Genomic DNA, 20,593 nt, shown 5'->3' with positions numbered 1-20,593 from the left:
ATTCGTCCCGAATTCTTGCGCCCGTTCGGCCGGTTGGCCGATCCCTCGATAAGATGAGTAGTTAACTCATATTTATGGGTGCGGCTTGTCTGTCACGGGGGAAATTGAATGTTTTTGGGCAATTCTCCGCGAAACGTACAATTGATCGCGGACTGTGGTTTTCAGGCAAGCCTGCTCCGCTTCCAACTGGCGGGCGCGGTGCCGACATTCTTGCGGAAGACACGGGTGAAATGCGCCTGATCGGCAAAGCCGGTTTCGACGGCGACGGTCGTCAGCGGCATCTCGCTGTTCAGAAGAAGCTGCTTCGCCCGTTCGAGCCTGGCCTGCGTTTGCCATTGATGCGGCGGCACACCCGTGGACGCCTTGAAGGCATGGCTGAAATGCGACTGGGAGAGGCCGGTCAATTCAGCCAGTTCTTCCAGCCGGATGGCGCGCGTGCAGTTCTCTTCGATATAGTCGACCGCACGGCGCAACTGCCAGGTGGCAAGGCCACTGCGTTTGCGTGGCTGGGTTCCGCGCAACTGCAACACGTCTATCAAAAGCGAAAGCGTCAAACCATCGCCGTAAAGATCGTGCAGTGGCTCGGGGTTTTCACATTCGGCGGCGATAAGCTCGGCGAGCGCCATCACCCGCGGGTCGTTGAAATGCAACTGTGGCCGGTCGAGCTGTGCCGGATCGATATTTTCCATCAGGCGCTGGCTGAGTATTTCCGCATCGAAATGAATATCGAGGTGGCGCACGAACTCGACGCCCGCCATGTCGACCCAGAGCTCCATGCCGGCAGGGATATAGGAGATGCGACCGCTACTATAATCCTGCAGCTGGCCTTGCGCGGCAGGCGAGGGTCGAACATTGGTCTTACCTGCCCCACGCTGCTCCAGAAGGATGAACAGGCGCGGATCGCGTGCCACATAGTATCCGCCGGCTTGTGCGGCACAATTGACGTTCCAGATATCGGCAACCATGCCGTTCCAGTAGCGACGATGCATGCCGCCGATGACGGAAAAGCCTCCGATCTTGTTCTGCATTCTCGGCTGAAACATCATTTGCTGCTTCCGGCGTCCGCCCTTGCATTAATCCTGTAAATTAAACTCAAGTTATTATAACAACAGTATTTAGATGACAATGCCTCGCGCAAGCGAGCGTGGCTTGAAGCTCTCCGGCGGTGAGCTTCAACGCATCGCCGTCACTCGCGTACTATATGGCAACGCGACCATTCTTCTTCACGACCTGCCCGTCAACGTTGATCGCGATCGAGGCCTATGGTGGTTCGCATCATTGGGCACGGCTAATCAATCGCTGCAAATCGGGCAAGCAATTCGGGCTAGCATTACAGTTGCATCTTTGTGCGTTGCCTGAATCTATAGAGACGGCGCTGGAGCTTTGGGCGTCTTCGTTACGAGATGTGAAAGCGCGAATGCGACCGCTTTTTACACAGGAGCGGGTGGCGAATTCAGCGAGCCAATTCCTGGACGGTTTGCTGGGAGAAGAGCGACGCAAGACGGGATGGATGCGGGCGGAGGCGGCCGGCGATCCCGGCCCATGGCGGCAGCAGGCTATTCTGGGGCGTGGTCATTGGGACGCGGACGCCTTGCGCGATATCGTGCGTGACTATGCCCTTGAGACGCTGGCCGATGCTCACATGGTCGCTTTGGCGACGGGCACACCAAGCCGCAGCAAGGCAAGCGCTCCTCAAATCAAAAATGCAACTGTAATGCCAATTCGTCTCTTACGCGAGGCGCAAATTGAGCTTGTCCTTCAACGCCTGCGGTCCGACACAAACAGCCTCAATTTGCTCATCCGAAAACGAAAGTGTTTTCAGGAAATGAAGCTGGAGCAGCGCCTCCATCTTCTCGCAAAGCAAAAAAGGAGGGCCGTCTCTGGGGTGAGACGCGAGCCAGTTCCTTCTTCAGCCGCCTGATCTCCTCAACCTCGTCGTTGCAGGTACCTGCAGCGATATCAATGTCTGGAAGCGCTTCTCTGTCGTTCATGCCCTATCTTATTCTGATAAGCAGTATTCACAAACAATGGGCCATGCGTCAGTTCAGGACGCATGGCAGGCACGACCGAATATAGGTGCTGATCCCACCTTGAGAGGGGATCAAGATCCTGCAACTAGTATATAATCTGGCACCAAGCGAAAATCGGAATAGCAAAGTCTCAGGTTCACATCCCATCAAGGCGAGCAGGATGGTTCGCGGCTCCGTTGTGCCCATTTCAGACGGCAGCTGGCTCGTATTCCGAGCGGTCTTGGCACGGCGATGCCGTTGAAGATCGCTATTTTTCTTCGATACAATAAGCCACCCGATGAAGCAAAAGGGCGCCGGCCAAGGCGGCGCCCTTGATGAGCGCTAAGACAGGTGGTGCGACTTGGTCAACCCGAAAACCGGCGTGTCGATGCCGACCTGCCTGGCTTTCAGCTGAAGCGACAGGTATTGCGAATAGTGGCGCGATTGGTGCAGGTTGCCGCCGTGGAACCACAGCGCTTCCTGCTGCGTCGGTTTCCACATGTTGCGCTGCTCGCCCTCCCAGGGACCTGGGTCTTTGGTCGTGTTGGAGCCAAGGCCCCAGCATTTTCCGACCTTGTCGGCCACTTCGCGCGAGATGAGATCGGCCGCCCAGCCGTTCATCGAGCCGTAGCCGGTGGCATAGACGACGAGGTCCGCCGGAAGCTCCGTGCCGTCCTTCAGCACCACGGCGTTTTCCGTCAGATGCGAGACGTCGACACCGGATTTCAGCTTGATCGAACCATCGATGACCAGATCGCAGGCTCCGACGTCGATGTAGTAGCCCGATCCTCGGCGCAGATATTTCATGAAGAGACCCGAATCGTCGTCGCCGAAATCCAGTATGAATCCGGCCTTTTCGAGCGAGGAATAGAAGTCCGCGTCCTTTTCGCGGATCTTGTCGTAAATCGGGATCTGGAACTCATGCATAATCCGGTAGGGCAGGGAGGCGAAGATGAGATCGGCCTTGCGCGTCGTCATGCCGCCCTCGACCGCCCGCTCGGAATAGAGATCGCCGAGGCCGATCTCCATCAGCGAGTCGGACTTGACGATATGGGTGGACGAGCGCTGAAGCATGGTGACATCCGCGCCGGCCTCCCAGAGCGCCGCGCAGATATCGTGGGCGGAGTTGTTGGAGCCGATGACGATGACCTTCTTGCCGGCATAGGCGTCCGGGCCGGGATGCTGCGAGGAATGCTGCTGCTCGCCCTTGAAGACGTCCTGGCCTTCGAATTTCGGCACATTGGCCTTGCCCGACATGCCGGTCGCCAGCACCAGCTGCCTCGGCCTCAGCACCACTTCCTTGCCATCCCGCTCGACGACGACCGTCCATTCGCCGGTCTTTTCGTCATATTGCGCCGACTTGGCCGTGGTGGAGCCCCAGTAGTTCAGCTCCATGACCTTGGTGTACATTTCCAGCCAGTCGCCGACCTTGTCCTTGGGCGTGAAGACGGGCCAGTTCTCAGGGAAGGGGATGTAGGGCAGGTGATCGTACCAGACGGGATCATGCAGGCAGAGCGACTTGTAGCGCTTGCGCCAGCTGTCGCCGGGGCGCTCGTTCTTCTCGATGATGATCGTCGGCACGCCGAGCTGGCGAAGACGCGCGCCGAGCGCGATGCCGCCCTGACCGCCGCCGATAATCACGACCTCGGGCTGCACCGAATAGCCGAGTTCGGCGGCCGCGATCTCGCGCTTTTCCTTCCAGGTCTTGCGATCCCGGTCATGGCCGTGCTCCGCCCCCATCGGACGGCGAACCCCCTTGGGCTCCTCATGACCCTTCAGTTCCGTCATGGTGGTGAGCAGCGTCCAGATCAGGCCGTCCTTCAGGCGGATATGGCCATAGCCGCGCGCGACCGCAGTCTCGAATTCGAACCAGCCGTCGGTGACGCCGCCGGCCTCCGAGGCGGCCTCCTTCGTGTCCTGCACGAAGTTCGAGGGCTTGGTGGCGGCAAGCTGGCTGGTCAGCATGTCGCGGATCTGCTCATGGCCTTCCAGCGTCTTCAGGTTCCAGGTGAATGTCACCAGGTCGCGCCAGTAGCAATCGGCCTGAAACAGGTTGACAGCGGCGTCGATGTCGCCGCTTTCCAGCGCCTGCCCTAGCTTTGAAAGCATCGTGTCGATCTTGGTTCCGGGGCTGATATCAAGCATTTTTTCTCCTCCGTGGATGCTTGGGGGTGGTCATGGAACGCCCGCATGGGGGCGTTCCGGAAAGCGTCAAAGCCTCCGCCGGCCGGGCTCCTCTCCCGGAACAGGCGTCGCAGAGATGCTTATTTCGAAAGATCGATCAGGATCTTTAGATGGGTGCCGGCCGGATCGAGCAGGACATCGAAACCCTCCTTCACCGCCGTGTCGAGCGTGATGCGCTTGGTGACGATCTTGGTCGCCGGCAGCAGGCCCGAGGCGATCAGGCGGATCACGCGCGGCCAGTAATGTGTCGGATAGGCCCAAGAGCCCTTGACCTCGAGGTCGCGGAACGTGACCTGGAACCAGTCGATCGGGTTTTCGTGCGGGTGCAATCCGGTCTGGACGACCACGCCCTGTTTGCGTACCGCATCGACGCAGGCCTTGAGCGCATGTTCGTTGCCCACGCATTCGATCGCCACGTCGCAACCGACCTGTCCCTCCGTCTGCGTGCGGACGACATCGCCGACGTTGTCGCGCTTAGGGTTGATCGTGATGACGTCGGGCAGCACGCTCTTGGCCAGCTCCAGCCGGGCATCGTTAAGATCGGAGACGAAGAGCTGCGCGGCACCGGCCGCGTGGGCGGCGAGCAGGGTCAGCATGCCGATCGGCCCGGCGCCGGTGACGAGAACGCTGTTGCCGGCGGTCACGCCGCCGCGGTCGCAGGCATAGACGGCAACCGCCGTCGGTTCGACGAGTGCAGCCTCCTCGTCGGTCATCTCGTCCGGGATCTTCTGGACATTGTATTCGTTGACCATAGCGGCTTCCGCCATGCCACCGCCATCCCAGCTCAGTCCCACCAGCGCCAGCTGCGTGCTCAGATGGAAGAGGCCGCGATCGGCGAAATAGTCGCCCGATCTCGGCATGACCAGCGGCTGGATCGAGACGCGATCACCGAGGGCGACCGACGTCACGCTCTCGCCAACGGCCTCGACGACGCCGCCGAACTCATGGCCGAGGACCTGCGGGCCGTGCGCGCCGGTGAACGGATGCGGCTCCTTGGGAATGAAGATCGGACCGTAGCTGTATTCGTGAAGATCCGTTCCGCAGATGCCGACGAAGCGGTTGCGCACGAGAACCTGTCCCGGCCCCGGCTGCTTCGGCTCGGGGATGTCGTCCAGCCGCAAGTCCTTGGCTGCGTGAAATCTGAGTGCGCGCATGTTTCCTCCATTGGCTGTCTTTGACAACAGGGGAGGAGCAATGCCCATGCCAGCGGCGCGCGCCGGGCTGATGACTGATATCATTCAGCTTTTCGTGCCGGCAGCGGCGCGACATGCAACAGCTGCGGCGCAACAGCTGTGGCGGATGCCACAGTGTGGGGCTCAATGCGGGCGGTCTATGCCGAGCCGTCTCATGCGGCGGTGCAAGGTGGTGCGATCGATGCCGAGCCGGCGTGCGGCTTCGGATACATTGCCCTTGCAGGTCAGAAGCACTGCCCTGAGGTCGGCTTGATGGCTGTCTTCGCCGAGGATCGCGGACATGCCCGACAGCTGGTCCGGCAGATCCGTTACCTCGACCAGACCGTCGTCACACAGCGCTGCGGCAAAGGCAATGGCATTATCGAGCTCGCGGATATTGCCCGGCCAGGCATAGTGGAGGACGAGCAGTCTGGCGGCACCCGAGAGCCTGAGAGGTCGGCCCTCCGTGCCATGCTTTTCGAGCAGCTGTTCGAGCAGCCAGGGCAGGTCCTCGCGCTCGCAGAGCGGCGGCAGCGTAAGCACCGCGGCGTTCAGCCGGTAATAGAGGTCTTCGCGGAACGCGCCGGCCGCAACCATGTCGACCAGCGATCGATGCGACGCCGAAAGCACACGGAAATCGACCCTGCGGGGGACCGAGCCGCCAACGGGAAGGACTTCGCCTTCGGCCAGAACCCTGAGCAGCCGGCTTTGTGCGGCGTAGGGCATGTCGCCGATTTCGTCGAGGAACAGGGTTCCACCCTGCGCCTCCTCGACCAGCCCTTTGCGGCCCTTGGCGAGCGCGCCGGTAAAGGCCCCCGGCGCATGGCCGAACAATTCGCTTTCGATGAGCTGTTCGGGGATGGCCGCGCAATTGACCGCAACGAAGCGGCCGGAAAGCCCGCTCACCGTGTGAACGATGCGCGCCAGATATTCCTTGCCGGTTCCGGTCTCGCCCTGGATGAGGATCGGCAGCCTGCTCGACGCGAGTTTCGTCACCTTGCGCCTGAGTTCGTCGACGGCCGGAACGTTGCCGCCCAGGCTGCTCATCGCCGGCTGTTGCCGGGACGGACGCGCAACAGGCACGCTCACCGTGCGCTGCTGCGGCTCGATGGCATGGGCATAGAGGGTCGACCCGTCGCGCACGGCGATCCGCCGGTTCTGCGGCAGGCTGGCGCGGGTGAGGGACGCGAGTTCGTCGAGCCCCGCTTCGAAGAAGTCGGTGACCGGTTGTGCGATCAGAAGCTCGGGCCTGCGCCAGTCGAGCCCGCGCGAGGCCGCAAGAAGCCGCGCGCCGCCATGGGTCATGCCGGTGATGCGGCCCGCGCCGTCGACGGAAATCGCCGCTTCCGGGTCGACGTCGAGGAACTCCGGTGCGCCGGCAAAGCGCAGCACCAGATCGTGACGGCTGCTGGCCATGAGGTTGGCGAGCTCGATGCGCCGCACCGTGGAAGAGACGAGATGGCGCGCCATGTTCTGGCTCGCCTTGAGGATCGGCGAACTCAGGAGCGAAATGTCGAGGACGGCGGCCAGGGTCCCTTGCGTGTCGTAGATCGGCGCGGCGGTGCAGGAGAGCGGCGTATGCGTGATATCGAAATGGTCTGTCTGGTGGATGGTCAGCGCCTCGCCGGTGGCGATGCAGGCGCCGACGGCGCAGGTGCCGGCGCGGGGCTCGGCCCATTCGGAGCCGAGATAAAGACCCGCCTTGCGCAGGTTGTTGTTGAAGGACGGATCGCCCAGGAATTCGACGGTAACGCCCTGACGGTCGGAGAGCAGCAGCACATAGTTCTGCTCGGCAACCTGCCGGTAGAGTCGCTCCAGACCAGAGCGGGCGATGTGCACGAGGTCTTCCGCCTGCTGGCGATGTTCGCGCAGCCGTGTCTGCGAGACGATGACCGCCTCGCGCGCCTGTGCCGGGTCAAGCTGGTAGGTGTCCAGGCAACGTCGCCAGGATTCCACGACGATGGCGTCGCGCCCCGTATTGCTTCCCTGTCCGACCCGCTCGATTTCCTTAACGTGATCCGCAAAATCCATCAATCACCGGCTCTCAAGGCCGCCTCCCGTGATCTTCCAGGAGATCATAGCCGCAATTGCGCGGGCTGCCTAATCTTTCGGCGCACTTCGACCTTCATCCAGAACCAGGCTTCCCTGGGCAAGATGGCGGAGCCAATTGCCGTTAGCGGCATCGTAAGGTCGAAGTAGGCTCGAAGTAACTCCTGTGTCACCCCCGTTGACCATCTCATCAGCGACGGCAACTTGGCGGAGTTGCTACGCCGTTTAGGCGGTAGACCATCCTAAGCAAGCCGGTGGACGCATAGCCCGCTCATCATGGGAAGCCAGACATCTGATGGCGGGCGCCCGGCGGCAATCACCACTTTGGCCCTGAGTCCTTCAACCCCCGTAGGTACTGGTGCCTCTTATTGCTTTCACTGATTGACGGATCTTGAGTTCGGTCGGCACGAAGTCGACCTCCTCTCCGGTGCCCGGACCGGTTGCTGCGGGATCCATTCGCGACCAGCTGTGAAATAGTCTCTTATAAAGAGCAGCCGGGATGCGACCGGACCGCTAGAGGCGCTCCGCGTTGGACGCGATACGCGCGAGGAGCTCTTTCAGTGTGGGCCTGCCGTGGTAATATAGCGCGGCGGTCCGCTCATATGCGCGTTCGTAAAGTCCGAAGGTATCGGGGTCGGAGAGGCTGAACGCCGGATTGCTGCTGATATCGCGATTGTCGAGCTTCGGGAAACGCCGGTCTTTGTGGGTGCGATATGCATCTGTACCGATGAATGCTTGAACGTCGTCGAAGTCCGATGATCGATTTGTATCCGCCGATGGCGGTCTCGACCAGCGAGCGGTTGCCATAGCCGGTCGTTACTTGCCATTTCATCCGACCGTCCGCCCTGATCGCTTCGATGTGTCGGTTGTTGATTATCGCACGAATTTGACCCACTTTTCATTTCGGACGGATCCACCCACACTGCAAGAAGATGTTTTCGATCAACATCATAAATGTAATCAGTTGGTACAATGCTAAATGAAAAAGTGGCGCAAATCTAGCTGAAAGCGACACTCCACTTCACATAGCCGGGCGGCTTCTAACCTTTTAAAAAGTTGCGCAGATCGCGCCTGCCATCCACAACACGCACAATCTGTACGATGTCGACTGGTCCCTGATCGGCATCCGGAATCGTCTCGTAGAGAATAACATAAGGTGCTTCAACCAACATCCGCGCGCTGGCTGCGATTTCGGGATGCCGCTGACCAAGCTGCGGCTGATCGGCCAAAAGGCTGACCTTTTGCTTAAACTGCTCGTAGTAGCGCTCAGCCGCCAGCGGTTGGTGGAGGCCAATCTCGACATAAATACTGATGACGTCATCCTCGGCCTGAGGCAACCAAACAAGCTTAACCACCACGTTTGCGCGCGGCGCTCAGTTTCTGACGAGCCTTTTCGTGGGTTGCCTCGAAATCAACAGCTCTTGGTGTACCGCTGGCTTTACCCTGCGCCCACAGTTCGCGCAGATGCTGGATATCGTTCTTTCGGGTAGCCCATTTCGCGGACCAATCACGCATCGCTTCGCGGACAATTTCACTGCTACTGGCATAGGCGCCACTTTCGACCGCATCCCGCAGCAGCTCAGCTTGCTGTGGCGTAACTGCAATGCTGACCTTTGAAACGTTCGACATGGTTATCCTCTTCGGCCCTTTGGTGGGAAACCTTACCACCAGGCTCGCGTCGTGGCAAAAAGAATGAGCAATGCGGTCGCCGCTAGTTCGGAACAGTGAGCCTGTTTTCTTCCCCAGACGGAGCCTTGGGATCGGAATTTTAGTCAGGACGAGATCCGCACTGCCTTCCAGGCAGCGTTAGATGATATGCCGCGCTATGCAGCGGGCGAGGAACGGCGAAGTAATTTCGATCAAAAGCCATTCACCCATTTCTGAGCGTGTCGATCTCTCCTCACGCACCGCTAAAGCACCGACATTCGGCGATGGTGTGAACAGCACACCGGTTACGCTTCGGAATGCCTTAATCAGACATAGTGCAGGCATCATCGCTGAGGGACCCTCAAGTCTACCTTTAGCAGATTTAAGTCACGAAGGCGAAGGGACGCGTATACCTCGATCTACACGTTCCAGCGCATGGGATGGGTTCACACCTTAGTCGCCCTTCGGTTCAACAGAGACTGTAGCGGTCCTCCCAGCAACCAGCTGAATTGCATCCGGGACATCTTCGAACTCGATGCGCACCGGGATCCTCTGGGCCAGACGAACCCATGAGAACGTCGGGGCAACGCTGGCCAGCGAGCCTGCAGCATCACTTCGCTCTCGGTCTTCGATTCCGGCGGCAATACCTGCGACGCGCCCGGTAACCGATTGCGGCTCTCCCATGATATCGATCTTCACACGGTCGCCGATGTGGATACGTGGAAGTTTGGTTTCTTCGAAGTATCCAGCGATATAGATGGATGGCCTTTCCACGAGCACCCCAACCGCACTTCCGGCGGAAACATAGTTTCCGCGACGTAGAGAGAAGTTCGTGATTTTACCCGAGGCCGGTGCCTTCACGATTGTCCGGTCAAGGTTCAGCTTCGCCAGGTCAGCGCCCACGAGTGCCAATTGATAGGCGGCGTCTGCCTGGCGCATCTGGCTCTCCGCATGCTGCCGCTCCTTGAGGCTGGCTGCTTCTTTGGATGCAAGCAGTAGATACCGTTCGAAATCTGTCCTCGCCAGCTCTGCGGCAGCTTTGCTGCTCTGCACCTGGGCCTCCGCCTCGCGCAGCGCAAGGTCGAAGCGGTCTGTTTCGATTCGAAAGAGGGGCGTCCCTTTCTCCACCTGAGCGTTGTCCGATACCAGAACCTCGGTGACAGGTCCCGAGACATCTGGTGCCAGCCGGATGATGTCCGCCCGGATATGAGCGTCCCGTGTCCACGGCGCCTCCATGTAGTAGGACCACAGGTGCCAGCTGAGAACCGCGGCGCAGCTCACCATAGATAAGGTCAACAGGGCTCTGCCTGAGGTGATCGTAAGGTTCTTCATATCTGCAACCAGTTGAAAAGGGCGGAAAGCCCGCCAAGGACGGTGATGTAAAGTGCGAGGTTGAACAGGGAGCGATGCCACACCACTTTATAAAGCCCGAGCCTGGCGAGGAGCGATGTAAACATGCGGAGCAGACCGTATGCGCACAGCGCGAGTGCCGAGAACCATGGCAGAAAGACACCATAGAGGTCGAATTGTCCGGTCACGCGGCATTCCTTTTTGAAGGAGGTGTTATCAATATCGGGAAATCCGCCTCCGGGGCGAGGCACAGACGAAGACCAGCAGCGTGCACCACAAGTTTCGTTTCGGCATCCACTGGAACCATGTCCGCAGTAGAAAGGATAAGGTCGTCCAGCATTCCGATTGCATTCTCCAATGGTTCGCCTCGCTCGGCGGGCGCAAGCCGATACAACGTCTCCAGTCCGGAGAAGATTGCTTGCGCCTTGAGGCGCATCGGCATTGAGGCTTCATCCGCGAGTTCTTGCATCGCTGTTATATGAAGTCCTGTCCGCAGATCCCTTATAAGGTCTGGATCGGAGGCGCCGGAGGCGGGAGAGAATTTCGCCGCCCTGGCGGCGAACAGGCCTGCCACATCGATGAGGTGATGGCGCGTGACATGGGCGTCTGCATGTCGGCCAGCCGCGATCCTGGCGACATGCTTCTGGGTCACGAAGAAAAGCCTCCGGGCGTTGGTCTCCGTCCCGACAGATCGGAAGATGCCGCAGACCATGATTGTCCAGACCATCGCAAGAATGGTTGCGATGCCTGTGTTCGCAAACATCATGAAGTCGCTGCTCTGGCGCGCCTGGAGGGCGAGAAGAAGCGGAAAGTTTATGCACAGCCCCATGCCGATTATCGCAAGCGAGGGCACAGCGAGGCATATCCCGGCAGGGATCATGAATAGCCCGAGGGCAGCGGCGAGCGGCACGAAACCATCAATCAGCGGAAGGATCGCGAAGCCGTAGACGAACGCTGCGATGACGGCACCGATTGTGACATCGATGAATTTGCGCATGGCTGGTACCGGATCATCCATCGTCGCCAGAAGGCAACAAAGCACACCCGAAATCTGGGCAAATGTCATCCCGTCCGTCCAGCCGCTTGCAATCCAGAAGAACATGGAGGTCGCCAGGCAGATCGCAACCGCCAGCGCCGATAGCAATGCCATGCCGATATCACGGTGCGGAGCTGGAATATTCTCCGGAGAAACGAAGCGACGAGCCTCTCTCGCTGCGTTCTCCTCCTTCAGGGCGTCCTGAAGGAACTGACATCCGCGAGAAACCTGAAGAACATCCCGCAGGTTCCGCGCAACATTGGCAAGAAGCAGACTTTCCCATGATCGAGGCGCTCCGGAAGAGGCGAGCAAATCAGCCCTGGTCTGGAAGAACCCGGAGGCGCTTGGTGAGCGCGATCCCACAGCTGCTATCATTGATATAGCTTGTTCCGAGCGGGGGGGGTTGAGCTTCGCCAGTGCTCGTCGCAAATCCTCCAGTTCGCTCAGCAACGGAAGGAAGGACACCATCCGCTGCTGCAGTGATCTCACCACCGACACTGCGCGTCGATACCTCGATCCGTCATATCGAAGGTGGGCCGTGAACGACCGGAGGTCGACCGCGTCCGCCGCCAAGGCGTACCGTTCCGCTCTGCTTCGGGCTTCGTCCGCCTCGGCAGTTGCGGTTGCCGTAAAGAGCGTCTGCGCCCTTGCGATCCAGGCATCGATCCGCCCGAGGAGGGTTGTAGCGACATGAACTGGAAGAACAACGTGGCTGACGATCGAGGCGCACAGGATCGCAAGCCCGATCTCCTCTACGCGGGAAACGACAGTGTCGAACGTATTTGCTGGCGCCGCGACGAGCGGCAGTCCCGCGAGAAGCACGGTGTAGCCGGCCAGGAGAGAGGCATAGCCGCGAGGCGTGCGATCAAGAAGGCTGAGAAAAGTGCATCCTGAAACCCATACAATGATCGCTGCGGAAAGCAGCACTGGTTCGTTCACCAGGTTTGGGATCATGATAAGCGTCGCAACGCCGCCGGTCAGGGTCCCCAGCAGTCGATAGAATGATTTCGACGAGATCGCACCCGAAAGCGGATGAGCAACGATGTAGACGGTTGCCACCGCCCAGAACGGTCGCGGCAGATCGAACCTTATTGCGATGTAATAGGCCAGCATTGCCGCCAGGAATGTCTTCAACGAAAATATTACATTACTGGTGGTGACGACCGGTCGTGCGCTCACAAGTCGTCTCCCGAGTGAGTATCGACCCGCGTGGCACCTCGTTCATCATTGGAGACAGTCAGTCCGTAGACTGTGGGCGAGACGTAGCAAAAGACCGGAGCCATCATGCAGGCGTACATGTAAACTTCGAGTGGATCTGCACACGAAACAGCCGAACTGGGGGTCGGCTGATGACGAAAGAGCCAGAGTGTCCGCGCGAGGCAGGCTTTTATGAACTTTCGTACAATGGCTATGCCACCGGCCCCCATAGACGTGCATTGGGGAGGCAAAATGCGAAGCCTGCGAGAGCCCTTTTGAGGCAATCGGATTTCAGCCTGGATGATATCGGACCACCATTGCGGCTCTTGCTTTTGAACTGTCATCGTCAATCTCCGAACTCTTTGACGTGACTCTATCGACAAAGCGCGCAGATGAATTTAGATATTCTCTCTAATGATAACTAAATTCCACCAGTCGCTCTCTCTATCTAAAGCTTTTGCCGACCACGAGATCGAAACCTCCCTTGCGCCTGTGCACGCCGTGAGGATCGACGTCTCGCAGAATGAACGGGAGGCACCTGAACACCGCCACCGAAAAGGGCAGCTTGTCATGGCTTCGCGGGGCGGCGTGACATGTCGCGTTCCAAGCGGGCTGTGGATGGTGCCGCCTCATTGCGGCGTCTGGGTTCCCGGCGGCATGCCGCACAGCAATGTGGCAACCGCCAATGCCCGTTTGTTTTTTCTGTTCATCGAGCCGGGCGCCGCCGATCTGCCGGACCGATGCTGCACGCTGTCCCTATCCCCGCTCGTCAGGGAACTTATCATTGAGATGGCCGATCAGACCGCAGCGGCGACTGCTGACTCTAAACTCATGGCAACATTGCTTCTGTCGGCATTGTCGCGGATGCCGGTAGAGCATCTTCATCTCCCGCTCACGGATGAGCCCCGGCTTGTGCGGATTGCATCGGAATTGGCCGATGATCCTTCCGATCGCAGTACGATGGCGCAATGGGCAAGGCGACTAGGAATGAGTGAAAATTCGCTCGCACGTCTCGTTCAGCATGAGACCGGACTGACATTCGGCCGTTGGCGACAGCAGCTGCAATTGATCGTCGCAATCCGCAGCCTTGCAGCGGGGGCGACAGTGCAGCAGGTTTCGGGCGACCTTGGATATGAATCCGTGTCTGCGTTTATCACCATGTTCAAGAAAGCGCTTGGCACATCGCCAGCCAGATATTTAGGTAACTTTGACCGGTAGGCACCAGGAAATACAGTTACCACCCGAGAGGAGATAAAGCATGTTCACCCATGTCATGATCGGCAGCAACGACCTCGAACGGTCGAGAAATTTCTACGATGCCACCTTCGTCGCCCTTGGGGGCAAGCCCGGCGAGATGGATGCGAGAGGCCGGCTGATCTACGCCCATGAAGGAGGGCGGCTGATGATCACGAAACCGATCGACGGCAAGCCGGCGACCGCTGCCAACGGCGGAACGATCGGTATTGCGGCGACGACCCCCGACCATGTCCTGGCGTGGCATGCCGCCGGTGTCGCACATGGCGGCATGGCAATCGAGAGCCCGCCTACGGAACGGCCGAACGGCGCGTTCGTCGCATATCTTCGCGACCCTGACGGAAACAAGCTGACCGCACGGACGCATCCGATGAAATGAGGTAGCTGTGCGTAGGGCTCTGCTGAAAAAATTTTGGAGCCGTAAGATCAGAGAAAAATATTCCTTCTTTTGATTGCAAGCGGCTTTGAACAATCGCCCGGTAACGGTGAAGCGCGATTGCGGGCGGTAAAAAAGAGGGCTTCCTCGTCAAAAACACAGACCGTCTGGAATTCCATTCTACACCAAGAAATTTTTGCAACAGAGCCGGCCCCCGCAACCAAACTTTCCCCAATGCTTCCACCAGCGCCGGCCAGAAGTCATCATCCGCGATCGACTGGCTTCACCTACTCGTCGTGTCTCAAGTTGCGAATTCGGTCGAGAAGGACGGCAAGCACAATTGCCCCACCGATAAAGCTACCTTGCCAGAACGCGTTGATACCGAGCAAGCCAAGGCTGTTACGGATAATCTCTATGAGTGCGGCGCCGATCAACGCTCCAAACGCGGTGCCCACGCCGCCAGCCAGATTGGCTCCGCCAATAACCGCGGCGGCAATGACCTGAAGTTCCATCCCGGCGCCAATGTTGGTGGTGACAGCGCCGAGCCAGCCGGTTTGGATGATGCCGGCAACCCCCGCCGACAGGGCAGAAATCATATATACGATAACCTTGATCCGCGGCACGGGAACGCCCGTCAGTGTTGCGGCGTGCTCATTGCCGCCGATGGCAAAAACATAGCGGCCGAATTTGGTCCAGCGCAGCACGAAACCGGTAATGAGTGCCAGCACGACCATGTAAAGCACTGGATTGGCGATGCCGAAAACCCAAGCGCCGCCACCCAGCGCCAGTAGTTTGTCGTGATCAGGCCCGAACTGGAAAACGACAGTGTTGTTGGACGCAACCATCGCAAGGCTGCGCGCAATCGACAACATGCCGAGCGTGACGACGAAAGGTGGGAAGCCGAGATAGGCAATCAATATGCCGTTGAAAGCTCCGACCAGAAGAGCAGTACCGATTGAGGCGACGATGCCGACTTCAATGCTGTATCCCGCGTGCATGACGACCGCCAGCACCATGCTGCACAGGCAAAGCACGGAGCCAACGGACAAATCGATGCCGCCGGTGATGATGACCAGCGTCATGCCCAGCGCGATAATGGCGACGAAAGTGACGTTGCGGGTGATGTTGTAGATGTTCTTCGCCGTCGCAAAGGAGTCCGTCGCCATCGACAGAAAAATGCATGCGAGAATGACTGCAATCAGCACCCAGAATGTCTGGCCGCCCACGATCGTCGCAAGCCAACTCCGTTGTTTCTGTCCGATCGTTTGGTCAAGTGTAATCGCCATCGTCGACCTTCTTCCTTCCTGTTGCAACGGATAGCATCGATCACACCTGTTCGATGGCGCCGGTGATCAGTCCTGTCACTTCCTCCGGCGAACTTGCCGCAATCTGCTTGTCGGCTACTTTTCTGCCTCGCCGCATCACGATCACGCGGTCGGCGACCGAAAAGACGTCGGGCATGCGGTGGCTAATCAGGACAACGACAATGCCCCGGTCCCGCAATTGGCGGATCAGATTCAGAACCTCAGCCACCTGGCGCACGGAAATGGCTGCTGTCGGCTCGTCCATCAATACGATTTTCGCTTCAGACAGCATCGTGCGGCCGATCGCTACCGCTTGCCGTTGGCCACCTGACATTTGCTTGACGAGATCGCGCGCCCGCGTCTCGGATTTGAGTTCGCGAAATATCTCGCCGGCGCGCTTGTACATGCTCTTGTGGTCGAGGATGCGAAGAGGCCATACGCCGCGGCGCAGTTCTCGTCCGAGGAACACGTTTGCTGCCGCCGTCAGATTGTTGCAGAGCGCCAAATCCTGGTGAACAATCTCAATGCCATGCTGGCGCGCTTCCTTTGGCCGATGTAGCACGAGATCGGTGCCGTCGAGCCGCATGGTTCCATGGCTCGGTCGAAAGTTGCCGGCAATCATCTTCACCAATGTGGACTTGCCAGCGCCGTTGTCGCCCATCAAGCCGACAACCTGCCCCGCTTCGAGCGAAAACGAAACATCGTTGACTGCCTGGATGGCACCGAAATGTTTGGAAATATTGCTGAGCTCAAGAACCGCCACCAGCCTCCGGGCCTCCTACCCAAAACTTGCAGGCCATCCGTCGCTCCGAACCCTGCTTGTCTTCGACGCGAGGCTCCAGCGAATTCGCTTTTCCAATGTCCTCCGAGGAGAAGCGATCAAGAGCATTTACGCAAAACCCCGCGATAGCGTCAACTAATTGTCCGAGGTTTGGCCTTATTATCGCAAAATCAGTTTTGTCAGACAAATATCGTTTGACGAGAGTTGCGCCCGGATATTAGCTATCAATGGGAGAAAGAGCATGCTGATCCTTGTTACCGGTGCAACGGGCAAGGTCGGGCGGCGCTTTATTGCTGGGCTGCTTGACGATCCGAGATTTTCCAAAGCCCGTATCCGCGCGCTTTGTCATAATCGTTTGTGCGATGAGACCGACCGTGTCGACGTCATCCGCGGCTCGATCGCCGATCGCGATGTTGTGGTAGCGGCGCTGAATGGCGTTACCCATGTCGTGCATCTCGCCACATGCAAGGAAACGCCGAGCGACATCATGGATGTCACGGTCAAAGGTCTCTTTTGGCTGCTTGAGGAGTTCCGTACGAACGTCACGGCACGCCAGTTCATCCTGATCGGCGGCGATGCGGGCGTGGGGCATTTCCACTATCGCCACAACGGCCCGATCACCGAGAGTACCCCCCATTGTGCTTATCCGGGTGGCTATGCGCTCTCCAAGGTTCTGGAAGAGGTCATGCTGGAGCAGTTCGGCATTCAGTACGGACTGAATGGCTGTTGTCTGCGCGCGCCCTGGATCATGGAGAAGGACGATTTCAAGTATTCGCTGTCTTTTGGAGACGACGTCTTTGGCGGTCCGGACTGGAAGATGCTCGTTCCGGAAGAAGCGGCGCGGCGCTATGCAGCAATAGGTACGGTGCCGCTGCTGCTCGATGCTGACGGACGTCCGCTGAAACGCAATTTCGTGCACGTCGATGACCTCGTATCGGCAATATTGGCAGCGATCGACAACCCCCGGGCGGAGCGGCAACTCTTCAACATCTGCATGGACAGACCTGTCGACTATGCTGAAGTCGCCGCCTATCTCCGGCGCACGCGCAATCTCGGCTCCATCGACATACCAAGCCGCTTCCATTCCAATTGGATGGACAACAGCAAGGCAAAATACCTGCTGGATTGGCGGCCCTACTACGATCTCGAGATGCTTATCGACTCGGCATGGCAATATGAGCGTTCGAAGGAGGAGCCTCGCATCGTCTGGTATCCGGGTTGATTTCGTGTGGCGGGCACGCGGTGTCCGTCTGTTTCAAGGGAGGAAACTATGAGGAAGGCATTACTACTTACAGCCGCAGTCTTAGCACTCACCGCCGGGCAGGCCTTGGCCAAGAAACAACTCGTCATCGTCGTCAAGGGCCTCGACAATCCGTTCTTCGAAGCAATCAATCAAGGTTGCCAGAAATGGAACAAAGAGAATCCCACGGCGGAATACGAGTGCTTCTACACCGGTCCGGCATCGACATCCGATGAAGCCGGCGAAGCGCAGATCGTTCAGGATATGTTGGGCAAGGCAGACACGGCTGCAATCGCAATTTCGCCGTCAAATGCAAAGCTCATCGCCCAGACCCTGAAGACCGCCAACCCAACGGTTCCGGTGATGACGCTCGATGCCGATCTTGCTGCCGAGGATGCAGCCTTGCGCAAGACTTATCTTGGCACGGACAATTATCTGATGGGCGCCCGCATCGGGGAGTACATCAAGAAGGCCAAGCCGAAGGGCGGTAAGATCTGCACGATCGAAGGCAATCCGGGAGCAGACAATATTCTGCGCCGCGCACAAGGGATGCGCGACACGCTCACTGGCCAGAAAGGCTTGACCGCGCTGAAAGGCGAGGGTGGTTGGACTGAGGTTGCCGGCTGCCCGGTGTTCACGAATGACGACGGTGCCAAGGGTGTTCAGGCAATGACCGATATTCTCGCGGCCAATCCCGGCATGGACGCATTCGGCATTATGGGTGGCTGGCCATTGTTCGGCGCGCCGCAACCCTATCGCGATCTGTTCAAACCGATGGCCGAGAAGATCGCCAGCAACGATTTCGTTATTGGTGCGGCCGACACGATCGGCGACGAGGTTGCCATTGCGAAGGAAGGTCTGGTGACTGCGCTCGTCGGCCAGCGGCCATTCGAGATGGGCTACAAGGCACCTTCGGTGCTGATGGATCTGATTGCCGGCAAGCCGGTTGAAGATCCGGTCTTCACCGGGCTCGATGAGTGCACAAAGGATACAGTCGACACCTGCATTCAAAAGTAGGTTTACGATTCGGCGCACCCGGTTCAAGGGTGCGCCGAATGTCCTCACGAGACGGATCGAGAGATCCGCGGGGCTTGACGCGCCCTGAATTCCGCGCTTTGTGCCGGCGTCAATCGCAGGCGACTTTCTCGTTATTACGATTGTTTTGATCATACGTGCAGACAGTCGAAAGAATGCCGAGGCGGTAGAAATAAATGCCTGACAAAAAATCGGGAAAGCCAACGGCTGCGGTCGAGGTGGTGATGGTTGACCGCTCGGTCACTACAAGGCGCCCAAATTCTCCCCGCATGACTGGGGCGAGTGTTCATGTGTCTTTGGCAGCCGAGATTGGTCTGCGAATCGTGCGCGGCGACTATCCGCCGGGCACGATCCTGCCAAATGAGACAAAATGGTCGGCAGTCTTTGACGTCAGTGTGAATCGGCTCCGAAGGTAGGGCCTTGGGGATGGAACCCAACATATTGATCCTATTACGCAATTGCGCGCCAAAGCGGGATTCCTGCCGGCTCGGGGATAACCCCACTTAATTTCTTGATTTTCACTGCGTTTCCAAATGGTTGTCGATGATGTCAACGGGGTGAGCGTTCGGAGCCGATTCACAGTCACGACATTCCAAATCAGGCTAAGACAAGTCGGAAATTTCGCGCCAATATTCACTTTTGATGGCGCGTCAAGGTCGACATGGCCTATAGGAGCTGCCAACACCAAGGCTTGGCCCTGGTCCCGTCCCCGCCGCTCCAAGTCCCGATACCTTGCGAGCACCAGGGATACCATCGCGCACCTTGTTTGCCTGCAGGAAGAAACAGTGACTAGAACCGAGAGCTTACCGTCCGACATCTATGCCATTGCCGACGTCCATGGACGCGCCGATCTTCTTGAGGCCATGCTTGGATACATCGCGGCTGCCTCGAATGATCAGCAATCCAAGCCGGTCGTGATCTTCCTCGGCGATCTGATCGACCGCGGCCCAGATAGTCCAAAGGTACTCGATCAGGTTTGTTCGACACTCGACCTTTATCCGGGTTCTCGACTAATCCTTGGCAACCATGATTTTTACCTGCGTGAGCTCCTTCGTGGCGCTCTCACCTATGAGGACGCCGTCAACTGGATGGACTGGGGAGGCGTCGCAACGATGAGCGCATATTCCAATCGCCCGGTGCCGGATTTCGAGAACATCGCCGCGGAAATTCGCCGCGTCTTCCCACACCATGTGGACTTGCTAGAAAACGCGCTGACATTCAAGGAGATCGGGCGCTTCTGCTTTGTTCACGCTGGAATACGTCCTGGTGTTCAGCTTGCAAATCAAAGCGAATACGACTTGCGTTGGATCAGGGCGGGCTTCCTCGACCATATGGATGTGTTTGACCATGTCGTTTTGCACGGTCACACGATCACGAAGTCGCTGCGACCCGAAGTCTACTTGAATCGCATAGCTTTGGATACCGGAGCATATCGGACTAGCCGGCTGAGCGCCGCCGTAATCAGGCGCAATGAGCTTTCACACTTCGTATGCACGGAACTAACCGAGACCGGTATCGTCCAGGCCGGCGAGTGGCGACCAGACTAATCGCCAGGAGAAGGAGATCGGGTTTCAATGGTTTCCATAGCAGGATGTTACGCCATAAAATCGCAGATAAGTCATAAGGCTATTTAGATCATAAAGGCGTCTCGGCCCTGGCCCGTTTTGCCCCTGTACTTCGCCGTGATATCGACGCCGTCTGTAACGCCATCGACCTGCCCTGGAGCAACGGTCAGGCAGAAGGCCGGATCAACCGACTGAAGACGATCAAGCGCGCAATGTGCGGCAGGGCGGGACCAGAGCTTCTTAGGGCGCGGATGATGCCAATCAAATTGACTCATCTCCACACAAATTGAGGAAGCCCCCGATTAAATGCAAAACGACACGCAATGCGTGAAACCGACAAGTTACTTATATTTCTCGATGATGAAATCATAAAGAAAATGCTGCGCTTACGCGA

The 20,593-nt window shown here is 58.4% G+C and carries 16 protein-coding genes and 4 pseudogenes; 8 read left to right on the top strand and 12 right to left on the bottom strand.

Annotated elements, in window-relative coordinates:
* Positions 1-161: 161 nt before the first annotated feature.
* On the bottom strand, positions 162-1,046 hold the full coding sequence (locus FHT28_RS31235) for an AraC family transcriptional regulator (protein WP_173412749.1): 885 nt from the start codon (positions 1,044-1,046) through the stop codon (positions 162-164).
* 371 nt (positions 1,047-1,417) lie between these two features.
* On the opposite strand from FHT28_RS31235, the pseudogene FHT28_RS31230 reads away from it, so the two are divergent.
* A pseudogene (locus FHT28_RS31230) lies at positions 1,418-1,648 on the top strand (IS701 family transposase); the annotation flags it as partial.
* A gap of 703 nt (positions 1,649-2,351) precedes the next feature.
* Here the strand turns inward: FHT28_RS31230 and FHT28_RS31225 are convergent.
* The 9 genes and pseudogenes from FHT28_RS31225 to FHT28_RS31185 all read right to left on the bottom strand — a co-directional run bounded on the left by FHT28_RS31225 (position 2,352) and on the right by FHT28_RS31185 (position 12,626).
* Entirely contained in the window at positions 2,352-4,154 is a 1,803-nt protein-coding gene (locus FHT28_RS31225; protein WP_047558147.1) for an NAD(P)/FAD-dependent oxidoreductase, read from the bottom strand.
* 119 nt (positions 4,155-4,273) lie between these two features.
* A complete protein-coding gene (locus FHT28_RS31220) occupies positions 4,274-5,347 on the bottom strand; it encodes a 2,3-butanediol dehydrogenase (RefSeq protein WP_168598336.1) in 1,074 nt (357 codons plus the stop codon).
* A gap of 162 nt (positions 5,348-5,509) precedes the next feature.
* Complete coding sequence (locus FHT28_RS31215) at positions 5,510-7,396, bottom strand: sigma-54-dependent Fis family transcriptional regulator (protein WP_168598335.1); 1,887 nt, start codon at positions 7,394-7,396, stop codon at positions 5,510-5,512.
* Between the two features lie 745 nt (positions 7,397-8,141).
* Positions 8,142-8,276: pseudogene (locus FHT28_RS31210) on the bottom strand (IS5/IS1182 family transposase); the annotation flags it as partial.
* 178 nt (positions 8,277-8,454) lie between these two features.
* Complete coding sequence (locus tag FHT28_RS31205; RefSeq protein WP_168598334.1) at positions 8,455-8,772, bottom strand: type II toxin-antitoxin system RelE/ParE family toxin; 318 nt, start codon at positions 8,770-8,772, stop codon at positions 8,455-8,457.
* Positions 8,762-9,043 carry a type II toxin-antitoxin system ParD family antitoxin gene (locus FHT28_RS31200; protein WP_113108640.1) on the bottom strand — a complete coding sequence of 94 codons (282 nt, stop codon included), beginning with the start codon at positions 9,041-9,043 and terminating at the stop codon, positions 8,762-8,764. The genes FHT28_RS31205 and FHT28_RS31200 overlap by 11 nt, the downstream gene beginning before the upstream one ends.
* 471 nt (positions 9,044-9,514) lie before the next feature.
* Positions 9,515-10,393, bottom strand: a complete 879-nt coding sequence (locus FHT28_RS31195; protein ID WP_168598333.1) for an HlyD family secretion protein — start codon at positions 10,391-10,393, stop codon at positions 9,515-9,517.
* Positions 10,390-10,599: a DUF1656 domain-containing protein gene (locus FHT28_RS31190; protein ID WP_168598332.1), complete on the bottom strand. Its 210-nt coding sequence runs from the start codon at positions 10,597-10,599 to the stop codon at positions 10,390-10,392. Before FHT28_RS31190 ends, FHT28_RS31195 begins: the two co-directional genes overlap by 4 nt.
* A complete protein-coding gene (locus FHT28_RS31185) occupies positions 10,596-12,626 on the bottom strand; it encodes an FUSC family protein (protein ID WP_168598331.1) in 2,031 nt (676 codons plus the stop codon). Before FHT28_RS31185 ends, FHT28_RS31190 begins: the two co-directional genes overlap by 4 nt.
* Positions 12,627-13,058: 432 nt before the next feature.
* On the opposite strand from FHT28_RS31185, the gene FHT28_RS31180 reads away from it, so the two are divergent.
* Positions 13,059-13,862: a helix-turn-helix transcriptional regulator gene (locus FHT28_RS31180; protein ID WP_168598330.1), complete on the top strand. Its 804-nt coding sequence runs from the start codon at positions 13,059-13,061 to the stop codon at positions 13,860-13,862.
* Between the two features lie 40 nt (positions 13,863-13,902).
* Positions 13,903-14,277 carry a VOC family protein gene (locus FHT28_RS31175; protein ID WP_037198331.1) on the top strand — a complete coding sequence of 125 codons (375 nt, stop codon included), beginning with the start codon at positions 13,903-13,905 and terminating at the stop codon, positions 14,275-14,277.
* A gap of 284 nt (positions 14,278-14,561) precedes the next feature.
* Here the strand turns inward: FHT28_RS31175 and FHT28_RS31170 are convergent, their stop codons facing one another.
* Both FHT28_RS31170 and FHT28_RS31165 read right to left on the bottom strand, forming a co-directional pair.
* Entirely contained in the window at positions 14,562-15,560 is a 999-nt protein-coding gene (locus tag FHT28_RS31170; protein ID WP_037198332.1) for an ABC transporter permease, read from the bottom strand.
* Positions 15,561-15,600: 40 nt separating this feature from the next.
* The gene (locus FHT28_RS31165; protein WP_037198334.1) at positions 15,601-16,341 is read right to left on the bottom strand and encodes an ATP-binding cassette domain-containing protein; all 741 of its coding nucleotides are present in this window, start codon (positions 16,339-16,341) and stop codon (positions 15,601-15,603) included.
* Positions 16,342-16,600: 259 nt separating this feature from the next.
* Here FHT28_RS31165 and FHT28_RS31160 point away from each other — a divergent pair, with 259 nt between their 5' ends.
* From FHT28_RS31160 to FHT28_RS31140, 5 genes and pseudogenes are all read left to right on the top strand, one after another.
* Positions 16,601-17,581 carry an NAD(P)-dependent oxidoreductase gene (locus FHT28_RS31160; RefSeq protein ID WP_168598329.1) on the top strand — a complete coding sequence of 327 codons (981 nt, stop codon included), beginning with the start codon at positions 16,601-16,603 and terminating at the stop codon, positions 17,579-17,581.
* A 48-nt stretch (positions 17,582-17,629) separates the two neighbouring features.
* Positions 17,630-18,616: a substrate-binding domain-containing protein gene (locus tag FHT28_RS31155; RefSeq protein ID WP_037198336.1), complete on the top strand. Its 987-nt coding sequence runs from the start codon at positions 17,630-17,632 to the stop codon at positions 18,614-18,616.
* Between the two features lie 194 nt (positions 18,617-18,810).
* A pseudogene (locus tag FHT28_RS31150) lies at positions 18,811-19,044 on the top strand (FadR family transcriptional regulator); the annotation flags it as partial.
* Positions 19,045-19,419: 375 nt separating this feature from the next.
* Complete coding sequence (locus FHT28_RS31145; RefSeq protein ID WP_168598328.1) at positions 19,420-20,181, top strand: metallophosphoesterase; 762 nt, start codon at positions 19,420-19,422, stop codon at positions 20,179-20,181.
* 98 nt (positions 20,182-20,279) lie between these two features.
* Positions 20,280-20,489, top strand: a pseudogene (locus FHT28_RS31140) (ISL3 family transposase); the annotation flags it as partial.
* Positions 20,490-20,593: the final 104 nt, after the last annotated feature.

It is taken from the genome of Rhizobium sp. SG570 (assembly GCF_012275345.1).
In the GTDB taxonomy this organism is placed as follows: Bacteria; Pseudomonadota; Alphaproteobacteria; order Rhizobiales; family Rhizobiaceae; genus Rhizobium; species Rhizobium lusitanum.
The sequence above is the reverse complement of the archived record's forward strand: the minus strand, read 5'-3'. Positions and strand labels throughout refer to the sequence as shown.

What these genes read in the sequence shown, in the direction of transcription:
- FHT28_RS31215 (WP_168598335.1), bottom strand. Translation starts at nt 7,396, where the DNA reads ATGGATTTTGCGGATCACGTTAAGGAAATCGAGCGGGTCGGACAGGGA.
- FHT28_RS31235 (WP_173412749.1), bottom strand. Translation starts at nt 1,046, where the DNA reads ATGATGTTTCAGCCGAGAATGCAGAACAAGATCGGAGGCTTTTCCGTC.
- FHT28_RS31155 (WP_037198336.1), top strand. Translation starts at nt 17,630, where the DNA reads ATGAGGAAGGCATTACTACTTACAGCCGCAGTCTTAGCACTCACCGCC.
- FHT28_RS31170 (WP_037198332.1), bottom strand. Translation starts at nt 15,560, where the DNA reads ATGGCGATTACACTTGACCAAACGATCGGACAGAAACAACGGAGTTGG.
- FHT28_RS31195 (WP_168598333.1), bottom strand. Translation starts at nt 10,393, where the DNA reads ATGAAGAACCTTACGATCACCTCAGGCAGAGCCCTGTTGACCTTATCT.
- FHT28_RS31175 (WP_037198331.1), top strand. Translation starts at nt 13,903, where the DNA reads ATGTTCACCCATGTCATGATCGGCAGCAACGACCTCGAACGGTCGAGA.
- FHT28_RS31180 (WP_168598330.1), top strand. Translation starts at nt 13,059, where the DNA reads ATGATAACTAAATTCCACCAGTCGCTCTCTCTATCTAAAGCTTTTGCC.
- FHT28_RS31200 (WP_113108640.1), bottom strand. Translation starts at nt 9,043, where the DNA reads ATGTCGAACGTTTCAAAGGTCAGCATTGCAGTTACGCCACAGCAAGCT.
- FHT28_RS31160 (WP_168598329.1), top strand. Translation starts at nt 16,601, where the DNA reads ATGCTGATCCTTGTTACCGGTGCAACGGGCAAGGTCGGGCGGCGCTTT.
- FHT28_RS31225 (WP_047558147.1), bottom strand. Translation starts at nt 4,154, where the DNA reads ATGCTTGATATCAGCCCCGGAACCAAGATCGACACGATGCTTTCAAAG.
- FHT28_RS31220 (WP_168598336.1), bottom strand. Translation starts at nt 5,347, where the DNA reads ATGCGCGCACTCAGATTTCACGCAGCCAAGGACTTGCGGCTGGACGAC.